At 70.2% G+C, this 18,341-nt stretch carries 25 protein-coding genes; 10 read left to right on the forward strand and 15 right to left on the reverse strand.

Annotation, left to right across the window (positions count from 1 at the left end):
• Positions 1-28: 28 nt before the first annotated feature.
• From ACWDVB_RS29340 to ACWDVB_RS29360, 5 genes are all read right to left on the reverse strand, one after another.
• Positions 29-1,039 carry a protein-L-isoaspartate O-methyltransferase family protein gene (locus tag ACWDVB_RS29340; protein ID WP_451517590.1) on the reverse strand — a complete coding sequence of 337 codons (1,011 nt, stop codon included), beginning with the start codon at positions 1,037-1,039 and terminating at the stop codon, positions 29-31.
• Between the two features lie 85 nt (positions 1,040-1,124).
• Positions 1,125-1,538, reverse strand: coding sequence for a lasso peptide biosynthesis B2 protein (locus tag ACWDVB_RS29345; RefSeq protein ID WP_451517621.1), 414 nt, complete (start codon positions 1,536-1,538; stop codon positions 1,125-1,127).
• A 5-nt stretch (positions 1,539-1,543) separates the two neighbouring features.
• Positions 1,544-1,837, reverse strand: coding sequence for a PqqD family peptide modification chaperone (locus tag ACWDVB_RS29350; protein WP_451517589.1), 294 nt, complete (start codon positions 1,835-1,837; stop codon positions 1,544-1,546).
• Positions 1,821-3,665 carry an albusnodin/ikarugamycin family macrolactam cyclase gene (locus ACWDVB_RS29355; RefSeq protein WP_451517588.1) on the reverse strand — a complete coding sequence of 615 codons (1,845 nt, stop codon included), beginning with the start codon at positions 3,663-3,665 and terminating at the stop codon, positions 1,821-1,823. Before ACWDVB_RS29355 ends, ACWDVB_RS29350 begins: the two co-directional genes overlap by 17 nt.
• 160 nt (positions 3,666-3,825) lie before the next feature.
• On the reverse strand, positions 3,826-3,957 hold the full coding sequence (locus ACWDVB_RS29360; RefSeq protein WP_451517587.1) for a lasso RiPP family leader peptide-containing protein: 132 nt from the start codon (positions 3,955-3,957) through the stop codon (positions 3,826-3,828).
• Positions 3,958-4,157: 200 nt separating this feature from the next.
• On the opposite strand from ACWDVB_RS29360, the gene ACWDVB_RS29365 reads away from it, so the two are divergent.
• The 7 genes from ACWDVB_RS29365 to ku all read left to right on the forward strand — a co-directional run bounded on the left by ACWDVB_RS29365 (position 4,158) and on the right by ku (position 8,611).
• Positions 4,158-5,534, forward strand: coding sequence for a hypothetical protein (locus ACWDVB_RS29365; protein WP_451517586.1), 1,377 nt, complete (start codon positions 4,158-4,160; stop codon positions 5,532-5,534).
• A gap of 121 nt (positions 5,535-5,655) precedes the next feature.
• Positions 5,656-5,823: a hypothetical protein gene (locus ACWDVB_RS29370; RefSeq protein WP_451517585.1), complete on the forward strand. Its 168-nt coding sequence runs from the start codon at positions 5,656-5,658 to the stop codon at positions 5,821-5,823.
• Positions 5,820-6,056, forward strand: a complete 237-nt coding sequence (locus ACWDVB_RS29375; protein ID WP_451517584.1) for a hypothetical protein — start codon at positions 5,820-5,822, stop codon at positions 6,054-6,056. The genes ACWDVB_RS29370 and ACWDVB_RS29375 overlap by 4 nt, the downstream gene beginning before the upstream one ends.
• A gap of 66 nt (positions 6,057-6,122) precedes the next feature.
• Complete coding sequence (locus tag ACWDVB_RS29380) at positions 6,123-7,019, forward strand: hypothetical protein (RefSeq protein WP_451517583.1); 897 nt, start codon at positions 6,123-6,125, stop codon at positions 7,017-7,019.
• Positions 7,020-7,136: 117 nt separating this feature from the next.
• Positions 7,137-7,331, forward strand: coding sequence for a hypothetical protein (locus ACWDVB_RS29385; protein ID WP_451517582.1), 195 nt, complete (start codon positions 7,137-7,139; stop codon positions 7,329-7,331).
• A 128-nt stretch (positions 7,332-7,459) separates the two neighbouring features.
• The gene (locus ACWDVB_RS29390) at positions 7,460-7,681 is read left to right on the forward strand and encodes a hypothetical protein (RefSeq protein ID WP_451517620.1); all 222 of its coding nucleotides are present in this window, start codon (positions 7,460-7,462) and stop codon (positions 7,679-7,681) included.
• Positions 7,682-7,696: 15 nt separating this feature from the next.
• Positions 7,697-8,611, forward strand: coding sequence for a non-homologous end joining protein Ku (gene ku / locus ACWDVB_RS29395; protein ID WP_451517581.1), 915 nt, complete (start codon positions 7,697-7,699; stop codon positions 8,609-8,611).
• 69 nt (positions 8,612-8,680) lie between these two features.
• On the opposite strand, the gene ACWDVB_RS29400 is transcribed toward ku, so the two are convergent.
• Entirely contained in the window at positions 8,681-9,352 is a 672-nt protein-coding gene (locus ACWDVB_RS29400; RefSeq protein WP_451517580.1) for an HNH endonuclease family protein, read from the reverse strand.
• 161 nt (positions 9,353-9,513) lie between these two features.
• Between ACWDVB_RS29400 and ACWDVB_RS29405 the strand changes: the two genes are divergently transcribed.
• Both ACWDVB_RS29405 and ACWDVB_RS29410 read left to right on the forward strand, forming a co-directional pair.
• Positions 9,514-9,753 carry a hypothetical protein gene (locus tag ACWDVB_RS29405; RefSeq protein ID WP_451517579.1) on the forward strand — a complete coding sequence of 80 codons (240 nt, stop codon included), beginning with the start codon at positions 9,514-9,516 and terminating at the stop codon, positions 9,751-9,753.
• A gap of 65 nt (positions 9,754-9,818) precedes the next feature.
• Positions 9,819-10,091: a hypothetical protein gene (locus tag ACWDVB_RS29410; protein WP_451517578.1), complete on the forward strand. Its 273-nt coding sequence runs from the start codon at positions 9,819-9,821 to the stop codon at positions 10,089-10,091.
• On the opposite strand, the gene ACWDVB_RS29415 is transcribed toward ACWDVB_RS29410, so the two are convergent.
• The 3 genes from ACWDVB_RS29415 to ACWDVB_RS29425 form a co-directional block, all read right to left on the reverse strand.
• Positions 10,088-11,002, reverse strand: a complete 915-nt coding sequence (locus tag ACWDVB_RS29415; protein WP_451517577.1) for a DUF6207 family protein — start codon at positions 11,000-11,002, stop codon at positions 10,088-10,090. The two genes, ACWDVB_RS29410 and ACWDVB_RS29415, sit on opposite strands and share 4 nt — an antisense overlap.
• A gap of 10 nt (positions 11,003-11,012) precedes the next feature.
• Entirely contained in the window at positions 11,013-11,828 is an 816-nt protein-coding gene (locus ACWDVB_RS29420; protein WP_451517576.1) for a sigma factor-like helix-turn-helix DNA-binding protein, read from the reverse strand.
• Between the two features lie 125 nt (positions 11,829-11,953).
• Entirely contained in the window at positions 11,954-12,163 is a 210-nt protein-coding gene (locus ACWDVB_RS29425; protein ID WP_451517575.1) for a hypothetical protein, read from the reverse strand.
• A 932-nt stretch (positions 12,164-13,095) separates the two neighbouring features.
• Between ACWDVB_RS29425 and tcmP the strand changes: the two genes are divergently transcribed.
• Positions 13,096-14,280 (forward strand): three-Cys-motif partner protein TcmP, encoded by a 1,185-nt coding sequence (gene tcmP / locus ACWDVB_RS29430; RefSeq protein ID WP_451517574.1) that lies wholly within the window; start codon positions 13,096-13,098, stop codon positions 14,278-14,280.
• A gap of 44 nt (positions 14,281-14,324) precedes the next feature.
• Here tcmP and ACWDVB_RS29435 read toward each other — a convergent pair whose 3' ends face one another.
• From ACWDVB_RS29435 to ACWDVB_RS29460, 6 genes are all read right to left on the reverse strand, one after another.
• Positions 14,325-15,071 (reverse strand): DUF5131 family protein, encoded by a 747-nt coding sequence (locus ACWDVB_RS29435; RefSeq protein ID WP_451517573.1) that lies wholly within the window; start codon positions 15,069-15,071, stop codon positions 14,325-14,327.
• 438 nt (positions 15,072-15,509) lie between these two features.
• Positions 15,510-15,806: a hypothetical protein gene (locus ACWDVB_RS29440; protein ID WP_451517572.1), complete on the reverse strand. Its 297-nt coding sequence runs from the start codon at positions 15,804-15,806 to the stop codon at positions 15,510-15,512.
• Positions 15,803-15,994 carry a toxin-antitoxin system HicB family antitoxin gene (locus ACWDVB_RS29445; protein ID WP_451517571.1) on the reverse strand — a complete coding sequence of 64 codons (192 nt, stop codon included), beginning with the start codon at positions 15,992-15,994 and terminating at the stop codon, positions 15,803-15,805. Before ACWDVB_RS29445 ends, ACWDVB_RS29440 begins: the two co-directional genes overlap by 4 nt.
• 546 nt (positions 15,995-16,540) lie before the next feature.
• Positions 16,541-16,909 (reverse strand): hypothetical protein, encoded by a 369-nt coding sequence (locus ACWDVB_RS29450; protein WP_451517619.1) that lies wholly within the window; start codon positions 16,907-16,909, stop codon positions 16,541-16,543.
• 8 nt (positions 16,910-16,917) lie between these two features.
• Positions 16,918-17,175, reverse strand: coding sequence for a hypothetical protein (locus ACWDVB_RS29455; RefSeq protein WP_451517570.1), 258 nt, complete (start codon positions 17,173-17,175; stop codon positions 16,918-16,920).
• Between the two features lie 486 nt (positions 17,176-17,661).
• Complete coding sequence (locus ACWDVB_RS29460; RefSeq protein ID WP_451517569.1) at positions 17,662-18,270, reverse strand: hypothetical protein; 609 nt, start codon at positions 18,268-18,270, stop codon at positions 17,662-17,664.
• Positions 18,271-18,341 lie beyond the last annotated feature (71 nt).

The following is an 18,341-nucleotide window of genomic DNA, read 5'->3' on the forward strand; positions in this document are numbered from 1 at the left end:
GCAACGTGCGTGAGCGGCAGCGGCAGGGCTACCGGGAGAGCCGCAGGTCCCAGCCGCCGCCGGTGCGGGTCAGGGTGGGGGTGTAGGTGGCGGGCACGGGGCGGCCGGCCTTTTCCCACTGCTGGAGCCAGTCGCGCAGGACAGCCAGGGACGGGGAGTCTGGGGCGTCGGCGAGGATTGTGCCGTTCTGCTGGATGACGGCGGCCGTCGTGGTGGTGGTGTGGCCGATCGCCCACAGGTCCGGGCTTAGCCCGGCCATGGTGAGGCGGTGGTCGCCGCGGGTGGCGGCGAAGGTCCGCCAGGACGGCAGGTCGATCTCCGCGCCCGCGTACGGCTCGGTGTGCGCGTCCTTCAGCAGCCGGTCCAGTGCGGTGCGGGCGCCGGTGTGCAGGTGGTCGTCCTCGCCGCGCCAGGCGATGGAGATCCAGGAGGGGGCGGGGACACGGTTCTCCCAGTCCACCCACCGGCCGGGCAGGTCGAGGTCGGTCTTGGGCGAGCTGGTGGCCTCGATGTACCCGCCGGTGAACACCTCCTCGACGACCGGGTCGCCGCCGGTGACGCGGATCTTGGCGACGACGGTCATGTTGGGCACGGCCGCGATCGGCAGCGGGGCGACGATGAGGCTGCCGTCGACGACTTGGTCCACCCACGCTTTGGGCAGCAGCGGTGGGGTGCACCAGGCCACCATCCGGTCGTAGGGGGCCCGCTCGGGGAAGCCGCTGGTGCCGTCGGCGGCGTGGCAGCGGACATGGTCCACGCCGCGCTGGTGGTGGATGAGGCCCGCCCAGCGGGTCAGGTAGGTGTCGATGTCGAGGCTGGTCACCTGGCCCGTGGGGCCGACGAGCTCGGCGATAAGGCCGCCGGAGTAGCCGGAGCCGGTGCCGAACTCCACGACGTTCATGCCCGCCTGGACGTCCAGCGTGGTCAGTTCGCGGTGGATGACGGCCGGGTTCGAGCGGTGCGGGGTGGCGCCGCGGCCTTCGTGGTGGGTGTAGTGGCGCTCGGGGACGGTCTCGGCGGCTAGGGCGACGGCGGACATCGGCTCACTCCTTCGAGGGGTACGGGTACACGCATTCGGTCAACTGCTCCGGGCGGGTGAAGGACACGGCGCCCGGCGGGGCCGGTCAGATGGTCATGGCGGTGTGGTGGTGCCAGCCCGCTTCGGTGTATTCGCCGACCGGGCCGTGGCCGGGCAGTTCGGCCCAGGCGTGGTACTCGACCGGCGGCGGGGAGAACCGCGCGCCGAGGCACCAGTTCAGGCGACGCCCCATGAGGGCGGCGGCCAGTACAGCGCCGAGGGAGGTTTCCATGCAGGCGGCGCGGCCGGGCCACAGGTGCCCGGTGTGCTGGGCCGCTTCGACCAGTACCTCGGCGCGCTGTGGGGTGAGCGGTCGGCGGCCCGCCCGCCGTGCCCAGCGCACGGTACGGACGGTGTGCCGGAACGGCAGTCGCAGCAGCACGAGGGCCAGGGCGAGACCGGCAGCGGCGGCCACACGTTCGGGGAAGGTCCCGGTGCGGACGGTGGAGTACGCCTCCATGCTCGTCACCGCCACCACCCCCACCAGCGCCGATGGCTCGCCGGTTCCGCCGTGGCGAGGCTCTGCACGGTGAGCGCGTCCGCGACCGTACGGACGTCGACGCCAGCCTGCCCGGCGTCGATGCCGTACCGCTCCGCGTACTGCCCGGCGGCCTCCTCCTCGGTGGTGCCCGTGAGCAGGAGCATGAGGGCGGCGGACGCGGTCGGAGTCAGGTGCGTCCAGCGGCCGGTGCGCTCGTCCAGGATCGCGCCGCCCTCGTCGGTGAGGACCGGGTGGGCGCTCTCAGCCAGCTGCCACACGGGAGTTCACCTCCCACCAGGTGAGGGCGGTGAGGGCGGTGGTGTCGACCTGGCGGAGCCAGACCTCGGCGGCGACCGCGAGGTGCAGGGCGCCCTGGGCGGTGGGCTGCCCGGCAGCGGCTCGCGCGAGCATCCGCGCCACCGGCTGCTCGGTGGCCAGCCCGGCGGCGGCCAGCCGTGAGGACGGCCCGAGGAGATCGAGCAGGACGGGGGCGTTGTTCCGCAGGCCCGCGTACGCAAGGGCGTTGAAGCCGCCCTTCGTCGTACGGGCGAGCACGAAGTCGGGCAGCACCCCGGACCCGGTGAACGCCGTGTTCAGTAGCGGTTTGTAGCGGCCCGGGGCGCCGCGCTGATCGGCGGGAACGGCCAGGCAGGCCCGGATCACCTCGTTGTCCAGGTACGGGGCGACCAGGTCGACGCCGTACTCCTCGGCGGCCAGTTCCCGCCATCCGGTGGTGTCGGCGCCGAGGCGGGCCAGGTCCTGCCGGTCCGACCACGCGGCGAGGCGTGCGGGTGCGTCGTCCCGCTGGTCGGCGGCGGTGTCGAGGGCGGCGGCGAGCTGGTGGCGGACGTCGGGGCTCATCCAGTCGGCGGTGGCCAGCAGCGGCGTCCACGACACCGGACGGGACGCCTGCGGCACCCACTTCCGTACGGGGCCGCGCAGTTCGGCGGCCGTCTGCCGCCACGAGCCGGCCAGGCCGGTGCGGGAGGCGGGGCGAGCCCGCCCGAGGACCGACCAGGCGGAGGTGCGCCGCAGCCGGGCATGACCGAGCGCGTGGGACCAGGCCCGGCGGTGCTGCCGCTCGCGCAGCAGGTCGGCGAGGTAGGAGGAGGGGGCGGACAGCACCGCGTCCCCGGCCGAACCGGTCAAGTGCAGGCCGGGCGATGTGTGGTGGGCGGTCACGGTGTCCAGCACGGCCCGCTTGATCGAGGCGGTGGCAGCGTACGCGTTGGGGGCATCGGTCACCGGCAGCCTGCTCAGGTCGTCCAGGCCGTCGTAGTAGACGGTGTGCGCGGTGCCCGCGACCGCGTGGTGGGTGAGATTCGGTACTGCCGCGGCGGTGCGGGTCGCGTACGGGAGGTCGTCGTCACGCAGGCGTTCGTCGGCGAATGTCACCGCGGTGACCGGGCCGCGTTGTGCGGCGAGGCAGGCCAGTGTGGTGGAGTCGAGTCCGGCCAGGTCGGCGCTGACCGGGCGTCCGTCGAGGCGGGTGGCGACGGCTTCGACCAGCGCGGCCCGTACCGTCGCCGCGGCGACCGGCAGATCCACGCTCCCGCATTCGGTCGGCTCGAACCGCACCGGGCGGGCGCCCGAGGGGCCGGCCAGCAGCAGGTGCCCGCCCGGCACCCGGCTGACGCACCGCAGCAGGCTCCGTTGCCCCAGGACGTCCGGCTGGGCCAGCGCGAGGTGCGCGGCGAGCGCAGTCGGGTCGACCGGGGCCCCGTCGAGGGCGGCCAGTGCCAGCGCGGACGTCGCCCACCACAGCGTGCCGCCGTGGCTTCGCCAGTACACCGGGTGCTGCCCGGCCAGATCGCCGAGCACCGCCAGCGTCGCCCCGTTGCGGGCGATGACCAGGTACGAGCCGGGCCACCGGGTCAGCTCCCGCCACCGCCCGGCCCGCACCGACGGGAGCCGTGCGGCGAGCTGGTCGTCGTCAGCACCGCAGTCCCCGATCACGGCCAGCGACACGGGCCCCTGGCTCACCGCCCGCACCCGCCGGGTGGGCCAGCCCGCCGTCCATGCCGCCTCGATGCCGGGCACCGGGTGCCCGCCCCGGGGCCGTCTGGCTTCTTCCGTTGCTCCGTACCGTCCCGCGCTCCACCGCATCGCCGCCGTCTCCCTCGCTCGTCGTCGTGCCTGGTCAGGAACCGAAAGAGGGCGCCGGGCCCGCCCGTCTGTGCCCCAGCACAGGTATGGCAGGCCCGGCGCCCCTGGGCCGGGCCGGACGGAGCGGCGTGCACCCCGTCCGGCCCGGCGAACCCGAGGGTCAGGCGTTCTTGTACTGGGTGTCGTCCGCGGTGTCGAAGTTCTGGGTGCCCAGCGTCACCTCGACGACGTCGCCGGCGTCCAGCACGACCGGCGCCTGGTAGGCGGTGGGGGTCTGCGTGGTGTGCTCCATGTCGGAACCTCCATCCGTGTTCCGTCCCTGGCGTCCGGGAGCGGACGCGCAGTGAACGGCGGTGCCCGTCCCGGCAGTTCAACGGCCCCCGGAATCCGGTCCGCTGTGCTGCCGGGCATGACCAACAGTCAACCGGCGGTGACCCTTCGTCGGTACGGTTGGGAAGAACGGATGGGTATACGAGGTATACGGGGGCGGTCATGACCCAGCGCTTAGCGAACGCCAGGCTGCGGGAGGCCGTCGCGGAATCGGGGTGGACGTACGCGGCGCTCGCCCACGCGGTCCGCCAGGTCGCGGCCGAGATGGGCGAGTCCCTGCGGACGAACAAGTCGGCCGTGGACCACTGGATCGCCGGAGCGATGCCCTCGGGACAGACCGGCCGCTACCTGACGATCGCCCTCTCCCGCCGCCTGGGACGGACCCTGACCCTCGGCGATCTGGGCCTGCCGGTCCCGGCCGGCTGGGAGAATGACAGCATCGGACTGTCCATCGGAGACGACCCGCTGGACGCCCTGGTGCCGATCTGGAGGGGTGACTTGGACCGACGGGGTTTCCTGTCCGGCGCCGCGTACTCGGTCGCGGCCGCCGTGCTGCCACTGGAGCACGTCACCGATATCGCCTCCCGCGCGGCCAAGGCCCGCACCGGCGCCCGGGTCGGGCACGCGGACGTCGCCGCGGTCCGCGACATGGTCGCGATGTTCGCGGTGATGGACGAACGCCACGGCGGCCAGCACGGCCGATCCGCGCTGGTGCAGTACCTGATGTCGGACGTCGCGGCCCTGTGCCGGGGCCGGTTCAGCTCCGAGGACGACCACCGCCACATGCTGTCCGCCGCCGCTGTCGGTGTTCACCAGGCCGGTTGGCGGGCGTACGACGGCGGGGAACAGGGACTCGCCCAAAGGTACTATTTGCAGTCATTTGCGCTGGCTCGTGAGTCCGGGATCACCGGGCACGACGCGTTCGTCATGAGGACCATGTCCCAGCAGGGCATGAAGCTGCACCGGCCCGAGCACTGCCTGGCCCTGGCGGCCTCCGCCGTGGACAAGGTGCACGGGCGGGTCGACACCCAGACCGAGGCGCTGTTCGCCGTCACCCACGCGCACGCCCTCGCCAAGGCGGGCCACCGGCCCGAGGCCGTCCGGGAGGTCGAGCGGGCCCGCACCGCCTTGAGCTCGGCGAAGGGCGATGATGTGCCGTTCTGGGCGCTGTCGTGGGGTCCGCCGGCGGCCACCGTTCACAGCCGGTCGGCGAAAGTCTTCGAGACGCTTGGCGACCGGCGGCGGGCCGCGGCGATGTACGGGGCGGCGACGACGAGCCGGCCGCCGGGCACCTACGCGCGGATCGTCGCCCTGGACCTGGTCGCGCAGGCCGAGATGCAGGCCGCCGAGGGCAGCGTCGAGGAGGCGTGCGCCACCTGGGGCCGGGCGATCGACCACATGGACGGAGTGCAGTCGAAGCGGACCCGCAAGGCCGTGGGCAACATGCGCCGCGACCTGTCCCGCTTCCGCACCCGCGGACTGCGATGCGCCGCCGAACTCGACGAACGCGCCCGCGACTTCCTCACAGGCCGCCGCTGACCCCACACTCCGGGCCGGGGACAGGAAGTGACGGACCCGGCCCGGTTCCATACCGCCCCCACCGGCGCCCGCTACGGTGACCGAACCCCGACCGAACCGCTGATGACCTGGAAGAACGCCCGTGATCTACCACCCGCAGCACCGCACCAAGGGCGCCCCGGCCCTCGGCGTTTCCCACGGCACCCCGGGCCCGTTCGGCATCCACCGCCCCGAGGCGGAGACCGACGATCCGCCGCAGGACGCATACGTGCCCGCCGTCCCCGCCCCGCGCGACGGCCGGGGGCGGTGAGCGGGATCTGGCGGCAGGTCCTGGCCGCGTCCACCACCGACCAGCACGACGAGCGCGACCGCGAGCAGCTCCTCGCCCTGGGCGCCGCGGAACTCGCCCACGCCCGCAGCAGCGAGGACCGGCCCACGAGCGCCGAGGACGTCCAGCACATCGCGCTCTACGAATTCGGTCTCCTCCTCGGTGCTGCCCAGGCACCCGCCGCGCTGCGGGAACGCCGTACCCGCCACAGGTGACCGGTGCCGGTCGTTGACCAGCACGGACGGCGCCCTCCCGGGGCGCCGCGACGAGAGGGTGAGCCGATGGCAGAGGCAGTTCTTCCGGAGGTGCGGGCCGTGCAGCGGCGGATCGTCGCCACGGTCCGGGTCTCCGGAGTGCTCAACCGGGACGGGCTCGCGATGTGGCGCGAGAGCGGCTGCGGCGAGTGGAAAGCCACCGCGGCCGAGATCGGCCAGGACCTGGACGTGCTGGAGGTGCCGTACGAGATCGCCACGGCCTGCCGCTTTCCTCTGGCCAACGCGCACAGCAAGGCCCTGCGGCGCGGGGAGGAGGTCCGGATCGCCAGGAAGGACCTGATGCACCTGGTGCGGTGGATGCCGTCGCTGAAGACGTCCGTCGAGCAGATCCCCGAGGACTGTCCGGGCTGGGGCTTCAGCATGTTCCAGCCGAGGGCCGAGGGCATGGCGGTGATGGGCGTCGCCCTCGCGGCGGACTGGCCCGCCTGGTCCGAGAAGCAGGCGCGGGCCGCGCGTCTGCTGTGCGCCGAGTGCGACTACGACCTCCGGCAGCGCGACGAGGACCGCCTGCCGTATTACATCCCGGCGCGGGAGAAGCCGAACAAGCTCCGCCTGGTGTGCGGAGCGTGCTGCAACGACGGCCTGGACGAGATGGAGCGCCTGGCCGCGCTCGCGGGGCAGCCGTCGTGGCGGGGCGAACGCGCCCCGGATACCATCCTGATCGCCGAGCCGGTCGGCCTGCTGAGCGCCGCCGAGCACTACCTCACGGCCAGCGAGGACGCCCGCCTTCACTATCTCGACAAGCGGGCCAGCCTGCTCCACCGACTCGTCGACGCCACGGGGTACGAGTCCTCGCGCTACCTCGCCCAGGACGCCGAGGACCGGGCCCGCGACGCCCGCGCGGCAGCCGAGGCGCTGGCCGCCGAGTGCGGTGATCCCCGGCCGGCGCCCCGCACTATGTGAGGCACAACGGGGGCTTACTGTAGTGCCTGTTCCATATCTCCGCCGGGTCGTGACGGGTTAGCGAACGGCTCGTTGGACCTCCATGCCGCGCAGGGGTAGAGAGCCAGGAGGCTGCGCATGGACGCCGAGGAACTAGGGATCACACCGACGAAGGGCCCTAGCTGTGCCGGGGTCCGCGACCTGGTCGTGGAGCTGTTGGCCGCCCATCCCCTTGTCACTCGCGTCGGAGAGATCCGCGAGTATCGGGGTGATGTCGGGCTGAAGGTGGAGATCGGCGGTCTCGACTTGGATCTCTGGGTGGAGCCTGCCTAGAACGGCTCCTGTACTGCCCTGGGGATCAAGGGAGTTCGTGGAACCGTGATGGTGGGACGGCCCGTGTGGAGTTGCCGACCGTGAGCTTGAGAACTCCTGCGGTGTGCGTGCATGCCGGCGGATGCCACATGGCGGGTAAACGCAGCCGCGGCGCTGACCTAGCCCAAGCGCGCCAGGCCCTCAACGCGTCACCGCCTGCATTCACTGCCGGCCCGACACCGAGCTCGGCGTACTGGACTGAGGAAGCCGGCCCGTCTGCGGGCCAAGATGCGGTGGCACCAAAACAACCGCGGCGCGGCCGGGCGTGCGAGCGGCGGCGGGCCTTCCTAGGCTGGTCCTCTCGGGGCTGACCATGGAGGTACCGCATGCCTGCCCGCCCTGTCTGGTCTGGCGCGATCAGCTTCGGCCTGGTCACCATCCCGATCAAGGTGCTCCCCGCCACCGAGAACCACTCGATCTCTTTCCACCAGTACCACCTGGCGGACATGGGCCGGGTCCGCACCCGAAAGATCTGCGAGCTGGAGGGCCGCGAGGTCCCCACTGCCGAGATCGGCAAGGGCTACGAGGTCAGCAAGGACACGATCGTCGCCATCGCCGACCAGGAGCTGGACGACATGCCGCTCCCCACTGCGAAGGCGATCGAGATCGCCGCGTTCGTGCCCTACGAGTCGATCGATCCGGTGCGCATCGGGGAGGGCTACTACCTCCAAGGCGACGGGCAAGTCGCCGCCAAGCCCTATGTGCTGCTCCGGAAAGCCCTCGAACGCAGCAGCAAGGCGGCCATCGCGAAATTCGCCTGGCACGGGCGCGAGAGGCTGGGCCTGCTGCGGGTGAAGGACGACGTGATCGTTCTGCACGCCATGAAGTGGGACGACGAAGTCCGCTCGCCCGAGGCGATCGCCCCAACGCCCCTGGACCTGACAGACGACGAGATCGAACGGGCCGTCCTGCTCATCGACTCCATGACCGTCGACGACATCGCCGGCCAGGAGTGGGCCACCGACCGGTACACCGCGGCCCTGGAGGAGGTCATCCACGCCAAGGCCGACGGCAAGAAGCCCCCACGGGCAGCCGAGGAGGAGCCGGCCGGGAAGCTCGTCGACCTCATGGCCGCCCTCGAGCAGTCGGTGCAGCGCGCCCAGGAGAGCCGCGGCGAGGACGAGCACGCAACCGTGCACGAGATGAAACCGAAGAGGACCGCGAAGAAGACGGCTGCCAAGAAGACGACCACGAAGAAGGCTCCGGCGAGGAACCCGGCGGCCAAGAAGCGCGGCGCCTAGGGGGGGGCGGATCCGCCAGGTAGTCATGCGAGATGCCCCGCCCCGGCGTCCGGGGCGGAGACCCATTGGTCAGCCGGCGGGCTCATACTCCACCGTCTCCTGCCCGCACCCGGCAGCCAGGCCCTGCAAGGCCTTCCGTTCGGCCTTGTCCACGGACAGGCCCCAGCGGAGCTTGGTCGCCACCCAGTGGGCGGTGTAGGTGCAGCGGGCGTCCGCGAGCGGCGGCTGCCATTCGGCCGGGTCCTGATCCGACTTCGAGCGGTTGCTGCGGGCGGTCACCGCGACGAGCGAGCGTTCGTCGCCGAGGTCGTTGGCGTAGGCCTTGCGGCGCTCGGCACTCCAGGCGCTGGCACCGGAGTCCCAGGCCTCGGCGAGCGGCACCATGTGGTCGATGTCCAGGCCGCGGGGCTGGGTGAGGGTCTCACCGTCGTAATAGGAGTGCCACTGGCCTGCGGTGACCTTGCAGCCCGCTCCGATGGTCGGTGCGGTGCGGGACTCGGCGATGAGGACCTCCTCGCGGGTGTTGCACCCATCGCGGTCCTCGTCGGTCCAGTGCTGGAAGCGGGAGCGCTGGTATCCCTCCCGTGACTCCGCGGCCGTCGGCAGAGCGGCGACCGCCTGCTTCAGCGTCATCGGAAGCGCGACCAGGTCGGCATCGGCGGCCGAAGCCGGGGACGCTGTGGTGAGGGGCAGGGCGAGGAAGGCTGCGGCCAGGGCCGCGCGCATACAGGTGGCGATCACGCTCTGGTGATACCGGGGCCCGCCGGCGCCCGGGGGCGGTTCGGGTGAAGCGTCACCCGAGCGAGCGCAAAGGTCGTACCGGCGGACCGTGCCAGAACGGTGTCAGACACGACCAGCACATCGAACAGAAAAGCGGGCGCCCCGGCTTAGGATCCGTGTCCGTGACAGACATCTCCGATGAGCTGGTCAAGCTGGAACGTTCCGCCGAAGAAGCCCGAGCGAAGCTCGCGGGTCTTGTCGGTGAGGAGTACCAGGCGCAGTGGCGCAACTGGTACGAGGCGGCAGCCGCCTTCCAGGCCGCCGTCACCGCGCACGCCAAGGACACCGGCCAGCCGCGGCACGAGGTCGAGCAGGCCGTGAAGAAGGCGGTGCGGCACGCCGAGGAGGACCCTGCGGAGTAGATGAAGCCGCAGCCCGCACCACCGTCTGGGCGAGCCGGTACTGACAAGCCGTCGAGGAGGACACCGTGGAGGACCTGCCGCTGCACGAGCTGGGGCTGCTGCGCGGGGCAGTGGAAGGTCACGACACCCGCTACCTCGGCTCACTGCTCGCGCTCGATCAACACGCACACCTCATGCTGCGGGCCGCTTTGATCGTCCCGATCCCGTCCGGCGCGCCGAGAGACGACGCCTGTCAGTTCTACGAGGCCACCCCAGCCGTGGACCGGCTGCTGAATGCGGTCGAGCACTCGGCTGTCGAGCCTTGTGCGCCAGGCGCCACCGGCAGGGGTGAGGGTTAGGCCAACGCGCCGACGTCAAGGAGGAAACGCATGAACACTTCTCGGTGGTCTGACTTTTGGGGGCGTTCGGAGGGGATCCGCCTCCAGGTGCGGGGGGCGACGGTTTCGCGGAAGTCGGAGGCGCTTTCGGCGTCGGGTGCCGCGAGCTGGACCAGGACGTGGTCGGGCTCCGGCGTTTCGGGGCGGGGGGCAGTTGATGCGTCGTCGCTCGATCTGGCGGGCAGAGGGTGCGGGGGCGGGCCGGGGCGCTCTTCGTGCCGGTCGGTGAGGGCGGCGAGGAGGATCTGCAGCTTTTCGGCGAAGTAGGGGCCGGGGGCGGGGATCTCGAGCTCGGGGTGGCGACGGTATCCGTCGGTGACGGCCGCGGTGGTGTAGGACATGACGGCGAGAGCGGCTTCGCTGTACGTGCGATCGCTGTCGCCCGTCATCTGGGCGACGATGCGCAGGATCGTGGCGGTGTTGGCCTGGTGGTCTTCACCTGCGTCAGTGCCGGTGGCGGCCTGGTCGAGCCAGAAGCCCGCGGCGTGCTCATCACCTTGTGCCCGGTGGTGCAGTGACAGGCAGTGGCTGGCGCCGCGCTCTCCTGCGCCGGCGGCGTACTGCCACCAGTAGCGGGCTCCGTCCTGGGCGCCGGCGAGGTGCAGCAGGCAGCCCAGGATCCAGGCCCCGCGGGGGCTGGGGAGCTGGTCGGTGATGAAGTCGGTGAGCTGAGGTGCGGTGGTGTGGGTGACGGCGACGGCACACAGTGAGTGCAGGTGGCTGGCGGCCGTGTCGTCGCCCACGTCGTCGGCGCCGGGGTGTTGGGGGGGAGACTGTCGGGGACGGGTGTCCACGTAGGGGACGGTGTCTGCGGGGATGCGCGGGTTCTTCAGGAGGGCGGCGCGGGCGAGGAGGTCATCGACGGTGGTCATATCGGGGTGATCACTCCCGTGCTGTCGGACGAAGGAGCAGTTCCAGCGCTCCTCGTGCGTGGTGGTCGAGGGTGTGGACGTGGGCCGGGGACAGGCCGGTGGCCTCCTGAACTTCTTCAGCGGGGAACTCGCACAGGTAGCGCAGGACGATGACGTCGAACTGGTCGGGGGGAAGATGGCTGATGGCGTCGAAGAACGCGGCGACTTCGCTGATCTCGACGAAGCGGGCCACCGGCTCCTCGATCCGGCTCTGCGCGACCGTCATGAAGGCGGCCGGCCGCAGGTCGGGCCGCCCGTCCGGGTGCCGCCGGACGCGGAGCAGCACCCGTGAGCGTACGAGCCGCCAGGCGTTGCGGGGGAGGTTTGGTCCGGCGGCCACTTCCTCCCAGCCGGCCCAGAGGATGTCGAAGGCCTCGTCGACGATGCGTTCGGGCCGCTCGATGTGCAGCAGTGCCTGGGCGTAGGCGACGTAGTAGTGCTCCATCTTCTCCATGAAGCCGCGGTGTTCCACGGGCCGCTCCTCGGGCCCCAGAAGCTGGACAGCCCCGATGCTTCGTGTGATCCATACGGTGGACTTGGCGGCTTCGTAGGCACCGGAGGTCCACAGGCGGCGCAGGGGCCAGGGCGGCAGGCCCAGGGCGTGGACCACGCTGTAGGTGATCTCCCAGCTCGGGTAGTACTCGATGCCCCGCAGGAGAGCGGAGATCCGGGTCTTGGAGAATCCTGAGCGCCGTGCCAGGTCGTCGAGGGTGGCGCCGCTGACGGATATCTGGTGGCGCAGCCGCTCCAGCATCGCCTGATGGCTGGGGCCGATCGTCTCCGACATCGGCTCTGCGCGACGGCCCCGCCGTCCGGGCCTGAACGAAGATCTGGGCGCTAAGGACAAGGGTGCATCGGGGGCGTCACCGGTAGTGGACGGCTCATCCTGCGGGCCGGAAGAGGGCGAGGACGTCATGGCTGCGGCTCCTGCGGCCGGGCCGGCGCCGGGGCGCTGACCGCTCCCGTGCTGGAACTGTGTACGGCGGCGAGCTGCTGCACGAGCAGTCCGAGCGATGGCAGCAGCGCGAGGACCGCGGCGAGTTGCCCCAGTGCGGTCATCACTGTGCTCCACGCGAGGACCGCCGCTACAACGGCGAGGGTCCACAGCTTTCTCCTGGGCATTGCACCTTCCCTGAATTCAGGTTGAGGGGTCTGGAAGGCTCCTCCCCCGGCGGTGCTCAAGCGCCGGGGAAGGAAGTGGTGCACAGCATGGTGCTCGCCACCGCCGGCACTCAACGTGATCATGGAGTCACGGAACAAATACGTTCGACGGACCCCTCGAGTGGGGGGCAACTGGCCAACTACCGCCACGGCAGGGCCAAAAGGAGTCGAGAAGCGTGCGTTTTTGATCGCCATCCTGCAATTGCACGGACACCCTTCTGAGCAGGGGCACCATGAAAGAGACGCTCGCGCCTGGCGTCACACCTTCCCGTCTGGAAGGCCGCAGGGGGTCCTCGTGCTCAAGAACCATGGAGAAACCCGTGCCACTCCCGTCCAGCAACCTGGTGCTGCTGGACGGGAGCTCAACATCACCGCGCACGACGTGCCCCACGACAAGACCCAGCACGTCCCGAGACTCCGCCGCCCCCCGCCGGGGTGAGCAGCTCGTCAGGACGCGGACCGGCTCACCAAACCGTCCGCCATCAGCGTCTGCTCCGCGCACGTGTGGGTGGCCCCTGCGGATTACCGCGCCGCGAACATCCACGACGGTGGGAGCGACAGGCGCCAGCCGATCTCGCCGCCGCTCATGCCTGCCCTCACGTGGTGTAGCCGAGGTCCAGGTGACCGAGGCCGGATAGACGCTGCACCTGGGCGTGAACAGGAGTTGTGCCGACGGCTCGCCGTACCGGTCGACGTGGTCGAACACCAGCTGGTGGCCGGGTCGACACGGTCCCCTTTTGCACGACTCCCACTTCTCGGTGGGCGTGGACTGCCGTGGACATGAAGCGGACGACCTGGTCCGCGAGGTGGCGGGGCCAGAGCCTCTTGCTCTGCGCCCCCTAGTACTTCACCATCTGTAATCAGACAGCTACGGCGAAGTCAGGGGTGGGGCCATGTCGTCGGGTACAGGTGGCGGTTACTGGAAGGACAAAGCGCTGCCCAGCGTGTTCAAGCACGATCTCCTCAAGCGGTATCTGCCGCAGTTCGGCGGGATGACGGGCTCGCATTCCCGTGACAAGCGTGTCGTCTACCTTGACGGGTACGCAGGTGAGGGGCGCTATGAGAACGGTGATCCGGCTTCTGCGGAGATTGCGCTGAAGGTCGCTTCGTTCCTGCGGTACGGGCCCGGGCTTACGTTGGAGTGCTTCTTCTCCGAGCCTCAGGCGAAGTCGTTCGACCGGCTACACGATGTCGTCCAGCACTATCTGGCTCGCGGTGTACGGGCGCACGCTCATCGCGGTGAGGTCGACGGCGTTCTCGACCAGGTCGTGCAGCGAGCCGCTCAGGAGCCGCTGTTCCTCTTCCTGGACCCGTGCGGGCTCGTGCTGCCCAAAGACCGCCTCGTCGATGTCCTCGCGCACAAACGCCCGCAGAAGTGGCCGCCGACGGAGCTGCTGATGAACTTCAGCATGATGGCGGTGTGGCGCCTGGGCGGGCACGTCCGCTCCCCGAAGGGCGATGAGAAGGTGCTGCAGCGGTTCGATGATGTGTGCGGCGGGACCTGGTGGCGTGAGTACTTCGCCGACGCGATGGCCTCCCGTAACCAGGAGGGCGCGGCTGAGGATGCGATCGAGGCAGTGGCGGCGGAGTACGCCCGCCGTCTGCAGGGGCGTACCGGGATGCTCGTGCAGTCGGTGCCGGTGTCGCACTCGCCTCGCAAGCGGGCTGTGTACCGGCTGGTGTTCGCCACCCGTAGTCCGTATGGGCTGTGGGTGTTCGGCGACACCGTTGCCCGGGCCCGGGCAACGTGGTGGGAGACGCTGGAAGAGCGGGAAGAGGATGATGCGCTGTTCTCGATGGCTTCGGTGATTCGTCCAGATCCGAAGGAGGTCGAGGCCAAGGCGGTGCCGGAGATTGCCGAGAACTTGGCGCAGCTGCTGACGCGGAACCGGCGCCCGGTCAAGCTCGTCGAGTACACGCTGGAGGTCTTCGGGGCCTTCTACGGACAGATCACCGAGCCGGTGGTGCGCAAGGCGGTGCAGCTTCTGCACGAGCAGGGCAGAACGTCCAGTGACGGTAAGGGCGTGAAGAGGACTCGGGAGATCACCTTGTATCCCGGCAACAACCTTGCGGCCTGATGCTGTACCGGGCCAGGCCGTGCCCGGCTACAGCATCAGGCCGATCAGGCCGCGACCGGCAACGGCATCTGGTCCCAGGTCCGGCCCTCGAGGAGCCGGCCTCCGGCCTTGGGGGTGCGCCCGCCCCACTGCTTGAAGAAGAAGGCAACACCGGCATCCTGGCAGGTGTCGCGGACCTGGGTGACCCAGGCCTCGTCCAGAGCGCGGTGCCCGGCGCCGGATTCGCCGCCGGCGATCACCCAGTGGATGCCGTCCAGGCGCAGGCCAGTCAGTGGCCCCAGCAGCGGTTCGCAGGACAGGAACCGCACGGCCGCAGGGACTTCGCGCAGGTCGTCGACGCGCGCCAGTTCTTTCTCGGTCTCCACCGAGACGCCCATCCAGACGTTGGCCGGCCAGTCGAGTTTTGGAGCGATCTGTCGCAGACGCCGGGCCCGCTTGGTGAGGACCTGGTAGGTGTGCTGCGGTGTGTCGGCCATGACCTGGAAGACCTGGCGGACGAAGTCCAGCGGCACCCGCGCGTGAAACAGGTCAGACATCGAATTGACGAACACGGTCCGCGGACTCTTCCACCCGTAGGGAACGCCCAGAGCGTCCGGGTGGAGCGTGACATCGAACCCAGGGCCGGACGTGCGCGGATCACCGTCGGCCTGGTACTTCGCCGCCCCCATCGCCTTCAGCCGCTTCGCCAAGGTCAGTGCGTAGCAGTTGTCGCAGCCAGCAGAGACACGGTCACAGCCCGTCGTCGGATTCCAGGTTGCCTCGGTCCACTCGATCCCACTGCGGTCGCTCACCGGTCTCCTCCTGCCCTCAAGCGCGTGGCCGTGCCTCGTGGGGCGGCCACGGTGTGCTGCCTAACGATGCCCCGGGGACCGGGATACCCGGGCAAGTACGACAGCATCAGCACACCCTCAGTCGTTTCTCGTAACCTCACGTATCGAACCTCCCTTCAGGAACCTAACCCTTGTGATCGGCCAGGGTCGATACAGCCGCCACCGCTCCTCGGCCAACTGCTGGCTCTCCAAAGGGCGCTGACTTCATAGCGCCAGCCGCCGCAACCTGGGTCGCCCCCGGCGCCCCTTCCCTCACGCAGTCCTGTCCAGCGACGCCGTCTGCGCGGTCGCGGCCGCGTCCCGGACCGCATGGAGCAAGTCGGCGTCCTCATCGCGCCGACAGCTGTAGCCGGAGGAACTACGCGATGACCGCCGCTCGCAGTGAGGTGAGAACGCGCCTCACAGATCGAGAACCGCGCGCAGCGCCTGGTCCACCCGCGCCATCGTTTCGGCGGGCACCACCCCGACGCGGGACGCGTCCGTAAAGCGTGTCGCGTGCAGTTGCTGGAGGTTCACGGCGACCGCGGTACACGGCATCGGATCGCCGATCACCACGCTCATCGCCGTGTCGGGGTAGCGTCCGCTGGGATGCAGCACGATCGCGAGGACGGCCTTGAACGACGTCTCCAGACCGTCCAGGGAGACGATCAGGACGCTGCGTCCATCGGCCAGAGTCCAGACCTCACCGCGCCTCACAGAGCGTCGCCCTCGCCCGCCAGGTCCTCACCCAGACCCAGCGAGGCGAGCTGCCGCGCGGCATCCAGAGTGGCCTGGCGGCGAGCCGCCCGAACGATGTACGCGTTCAGGGACAGGCCCGCGGCCTCGGCGCCAGCGCGGATCGAGGGGCCCAGATCGTCCGGGATGCGCAGCGTCATCACAGTCATGACACCACTTTAGCCACCAAAACTGGTGCCTACCGTGGTGTCGGGCAGTGTTCTGCGCTTCACCGCACTCTCGCCTGGACACCCTGGACAACGACGAAGACCTGCGGGATGCCGCCGACGCCGCATCACCGACTGGCGCTTCCGCTGTAACCGGCCGGACGGAGCGCGAGAGCTCATCCGGCCTGACGCAGCGCAGGAGAGCTGGTCGCACCGGTCTGCCCGGCACGCTCGGCACGGGCGCGGCGGACCGCGGCCGCGCGCACAGTTTCGGCGGCCTGACGCTGCTGAGCACGGACATCCTCGAGCGACGTCGGCGCTTCGTCCTCCTGCTCATCTCCTCGGTCAGGGAAAACGGTGGCAGCAAGACTGTTCGTCACATAGACCGCGCAGGTGGTCCGGCTGAAACAACCCGGTGGCACGGCCCTTGGGTCCGAGGCCCGCTCGCTCCCGGCCCCGACCGAGGCGCAGCATCGCAACGAGAGGTCCCCAACCTTGAGACGGCCGGCATCCTCGGCCACGATCGTTGCCTCACCGTCGTCGTGACGATCAGGGAGTCAGGTCCAGAACGCGCACCGGCTGGCCTTCCCACCGCTGTGGCACGGTGGTCGCCACGATCGCCCCGGCCGGCCGGTCCGGGGTGGGCTGAGCGGTGTGCGCGGCGTGGGCAAGCGCCCAGGTTTCCTGGCGAGCCACAGCCAGGGCAGCGGGCAGGTCCAGGTCGACAACGGTGACGCCGGGCAACGCGGCCAGGTGCTCGACGGTCCCCGGCCGGCCGCGGTCGGCTTCGACGAGCGCGCACGTCGGGGCGTACAGGTGCCAGTCAGCCTCGGCGTGCGCGCGGTGGATGAGCCGGGAGGCCAGGACGTTGCCCTGCCCGGCCGCCGCCATCGCGCTCTCGTCCAGGACGATGTGCATCGGCTCGCTCACCGGCCGGTCACCTGTGCCAGGCGGCGGTCCAGCTCGGAGTCCAGGTCCTGTTCCTGGGCCGCGGTCGGCGCGTACCCGTTCCACGCCGCGAGTGCGGCTTTGGCCTTCTCGGCCCGCTCGGCCCGCTCGGCGGGGGTGAGGAGGGTCTCGGCGAGGCGGGCCAGGTACGCCCGCAGCGACAGCCCCTCCGCGGCCGCGATCGCCGCGAGGCGGTCCTTGGCATCTTCGGGGACACGGATGTTGGCGTCAGACATTGTCACGCTCCTTCCCATCCCGCCAGTATACGGGTACGTACCCGTACCCGTACCCGTCGCCGACTGCTGCAGTCTCCACCGAGCTCCTGGACCGCTGGGAGCAGCGGGAGGGCGAGCTGGACCGGGCCCGGCTATGCCGCTGCGGAGCCCGGTGGCCGTATTGGGGGCGGCTGGAGGAGGAACACTCGCGCGGAGTGCATGGAGACGCCCTGCTCACCGAGGCGGTCGCGCAGTCCGGTCCGAGCACGGCGAGCGGGTGGCCCAGCTGAGCGCGAACCGCAGGTAATGACTGCGGCGACTCACAGCGTGGTTGATCAAGCCACCTCACCGGCCACCTGCCGAGAGTTAGGTACCGAGGGCGAGGTGACCCGACTGCCGTTTCCACGGGCACGGCAGAGGGAGTTTCCTCCAGCCGACCGTTTCCACTGGAAACGGCGCAGCCCCGCGTTTGTCCGTCTCTTCCTCGCCATCCTCCCGCGGGCGGTTTCAGCCCTGCGTGGGTTGGTCAGGAACACCTGCTCGGGGCTTGATTCCCCGTACGTACCGCGCTTTCGTTTTGCGATCGAACCGGAGTGGCCGCAAAAGGAAGCGCTCGAACTTCTCATCGGAAAGCGGGTGCACCTTGGCCGCCTTGCACCAGGTGGTGTAGTCGGTCCTGACCTTGGTGATCTCCACTTCGTATGTGGGCGAGTCCGGGGCAGAAGAGGTGTCGTAGGTCTCAGTGATGAAGCGTTCCAGCGTCTCCAGGTTCTTGCGGAACTCTGCGCTGACCTGCTCCACGCGGAGGGGGACAGCGACGGCACTCTTGTGCGCGTCGTGCAGGAAGCCGCCAGCGAACTTGAGGGCCTGCTCTGCGTTGTTCAGCTTCACGTGGGAGGTGATCGAGGCCGCTGAGAGGCGTTCAGTGCGTGGTCCTTCTCCGCCGCCGATGATGCCCAGCCCGACCCTGATTCCCAAGGCCATACCGATAAACGTCTCCAGGGCAGCGACGTCGTCGGGATGCGTGCGGAGGTGATCAAGGAAGGCGTACAAGTCGCGTACAAGAGGGTGCTCGAAGCCGGTTTTGTTCTGCTCCGAGGTGTCGGGATGGGTCATGTACCCCTCCAGGGGTTACGAAGGGCAGGGGCGCAGGTGAGGCAGCGGCTCGACGGGCGTCACCGCGCCAC

The organism is Streptomyces sp. NPDC003379, assembly GCF_053589195.1.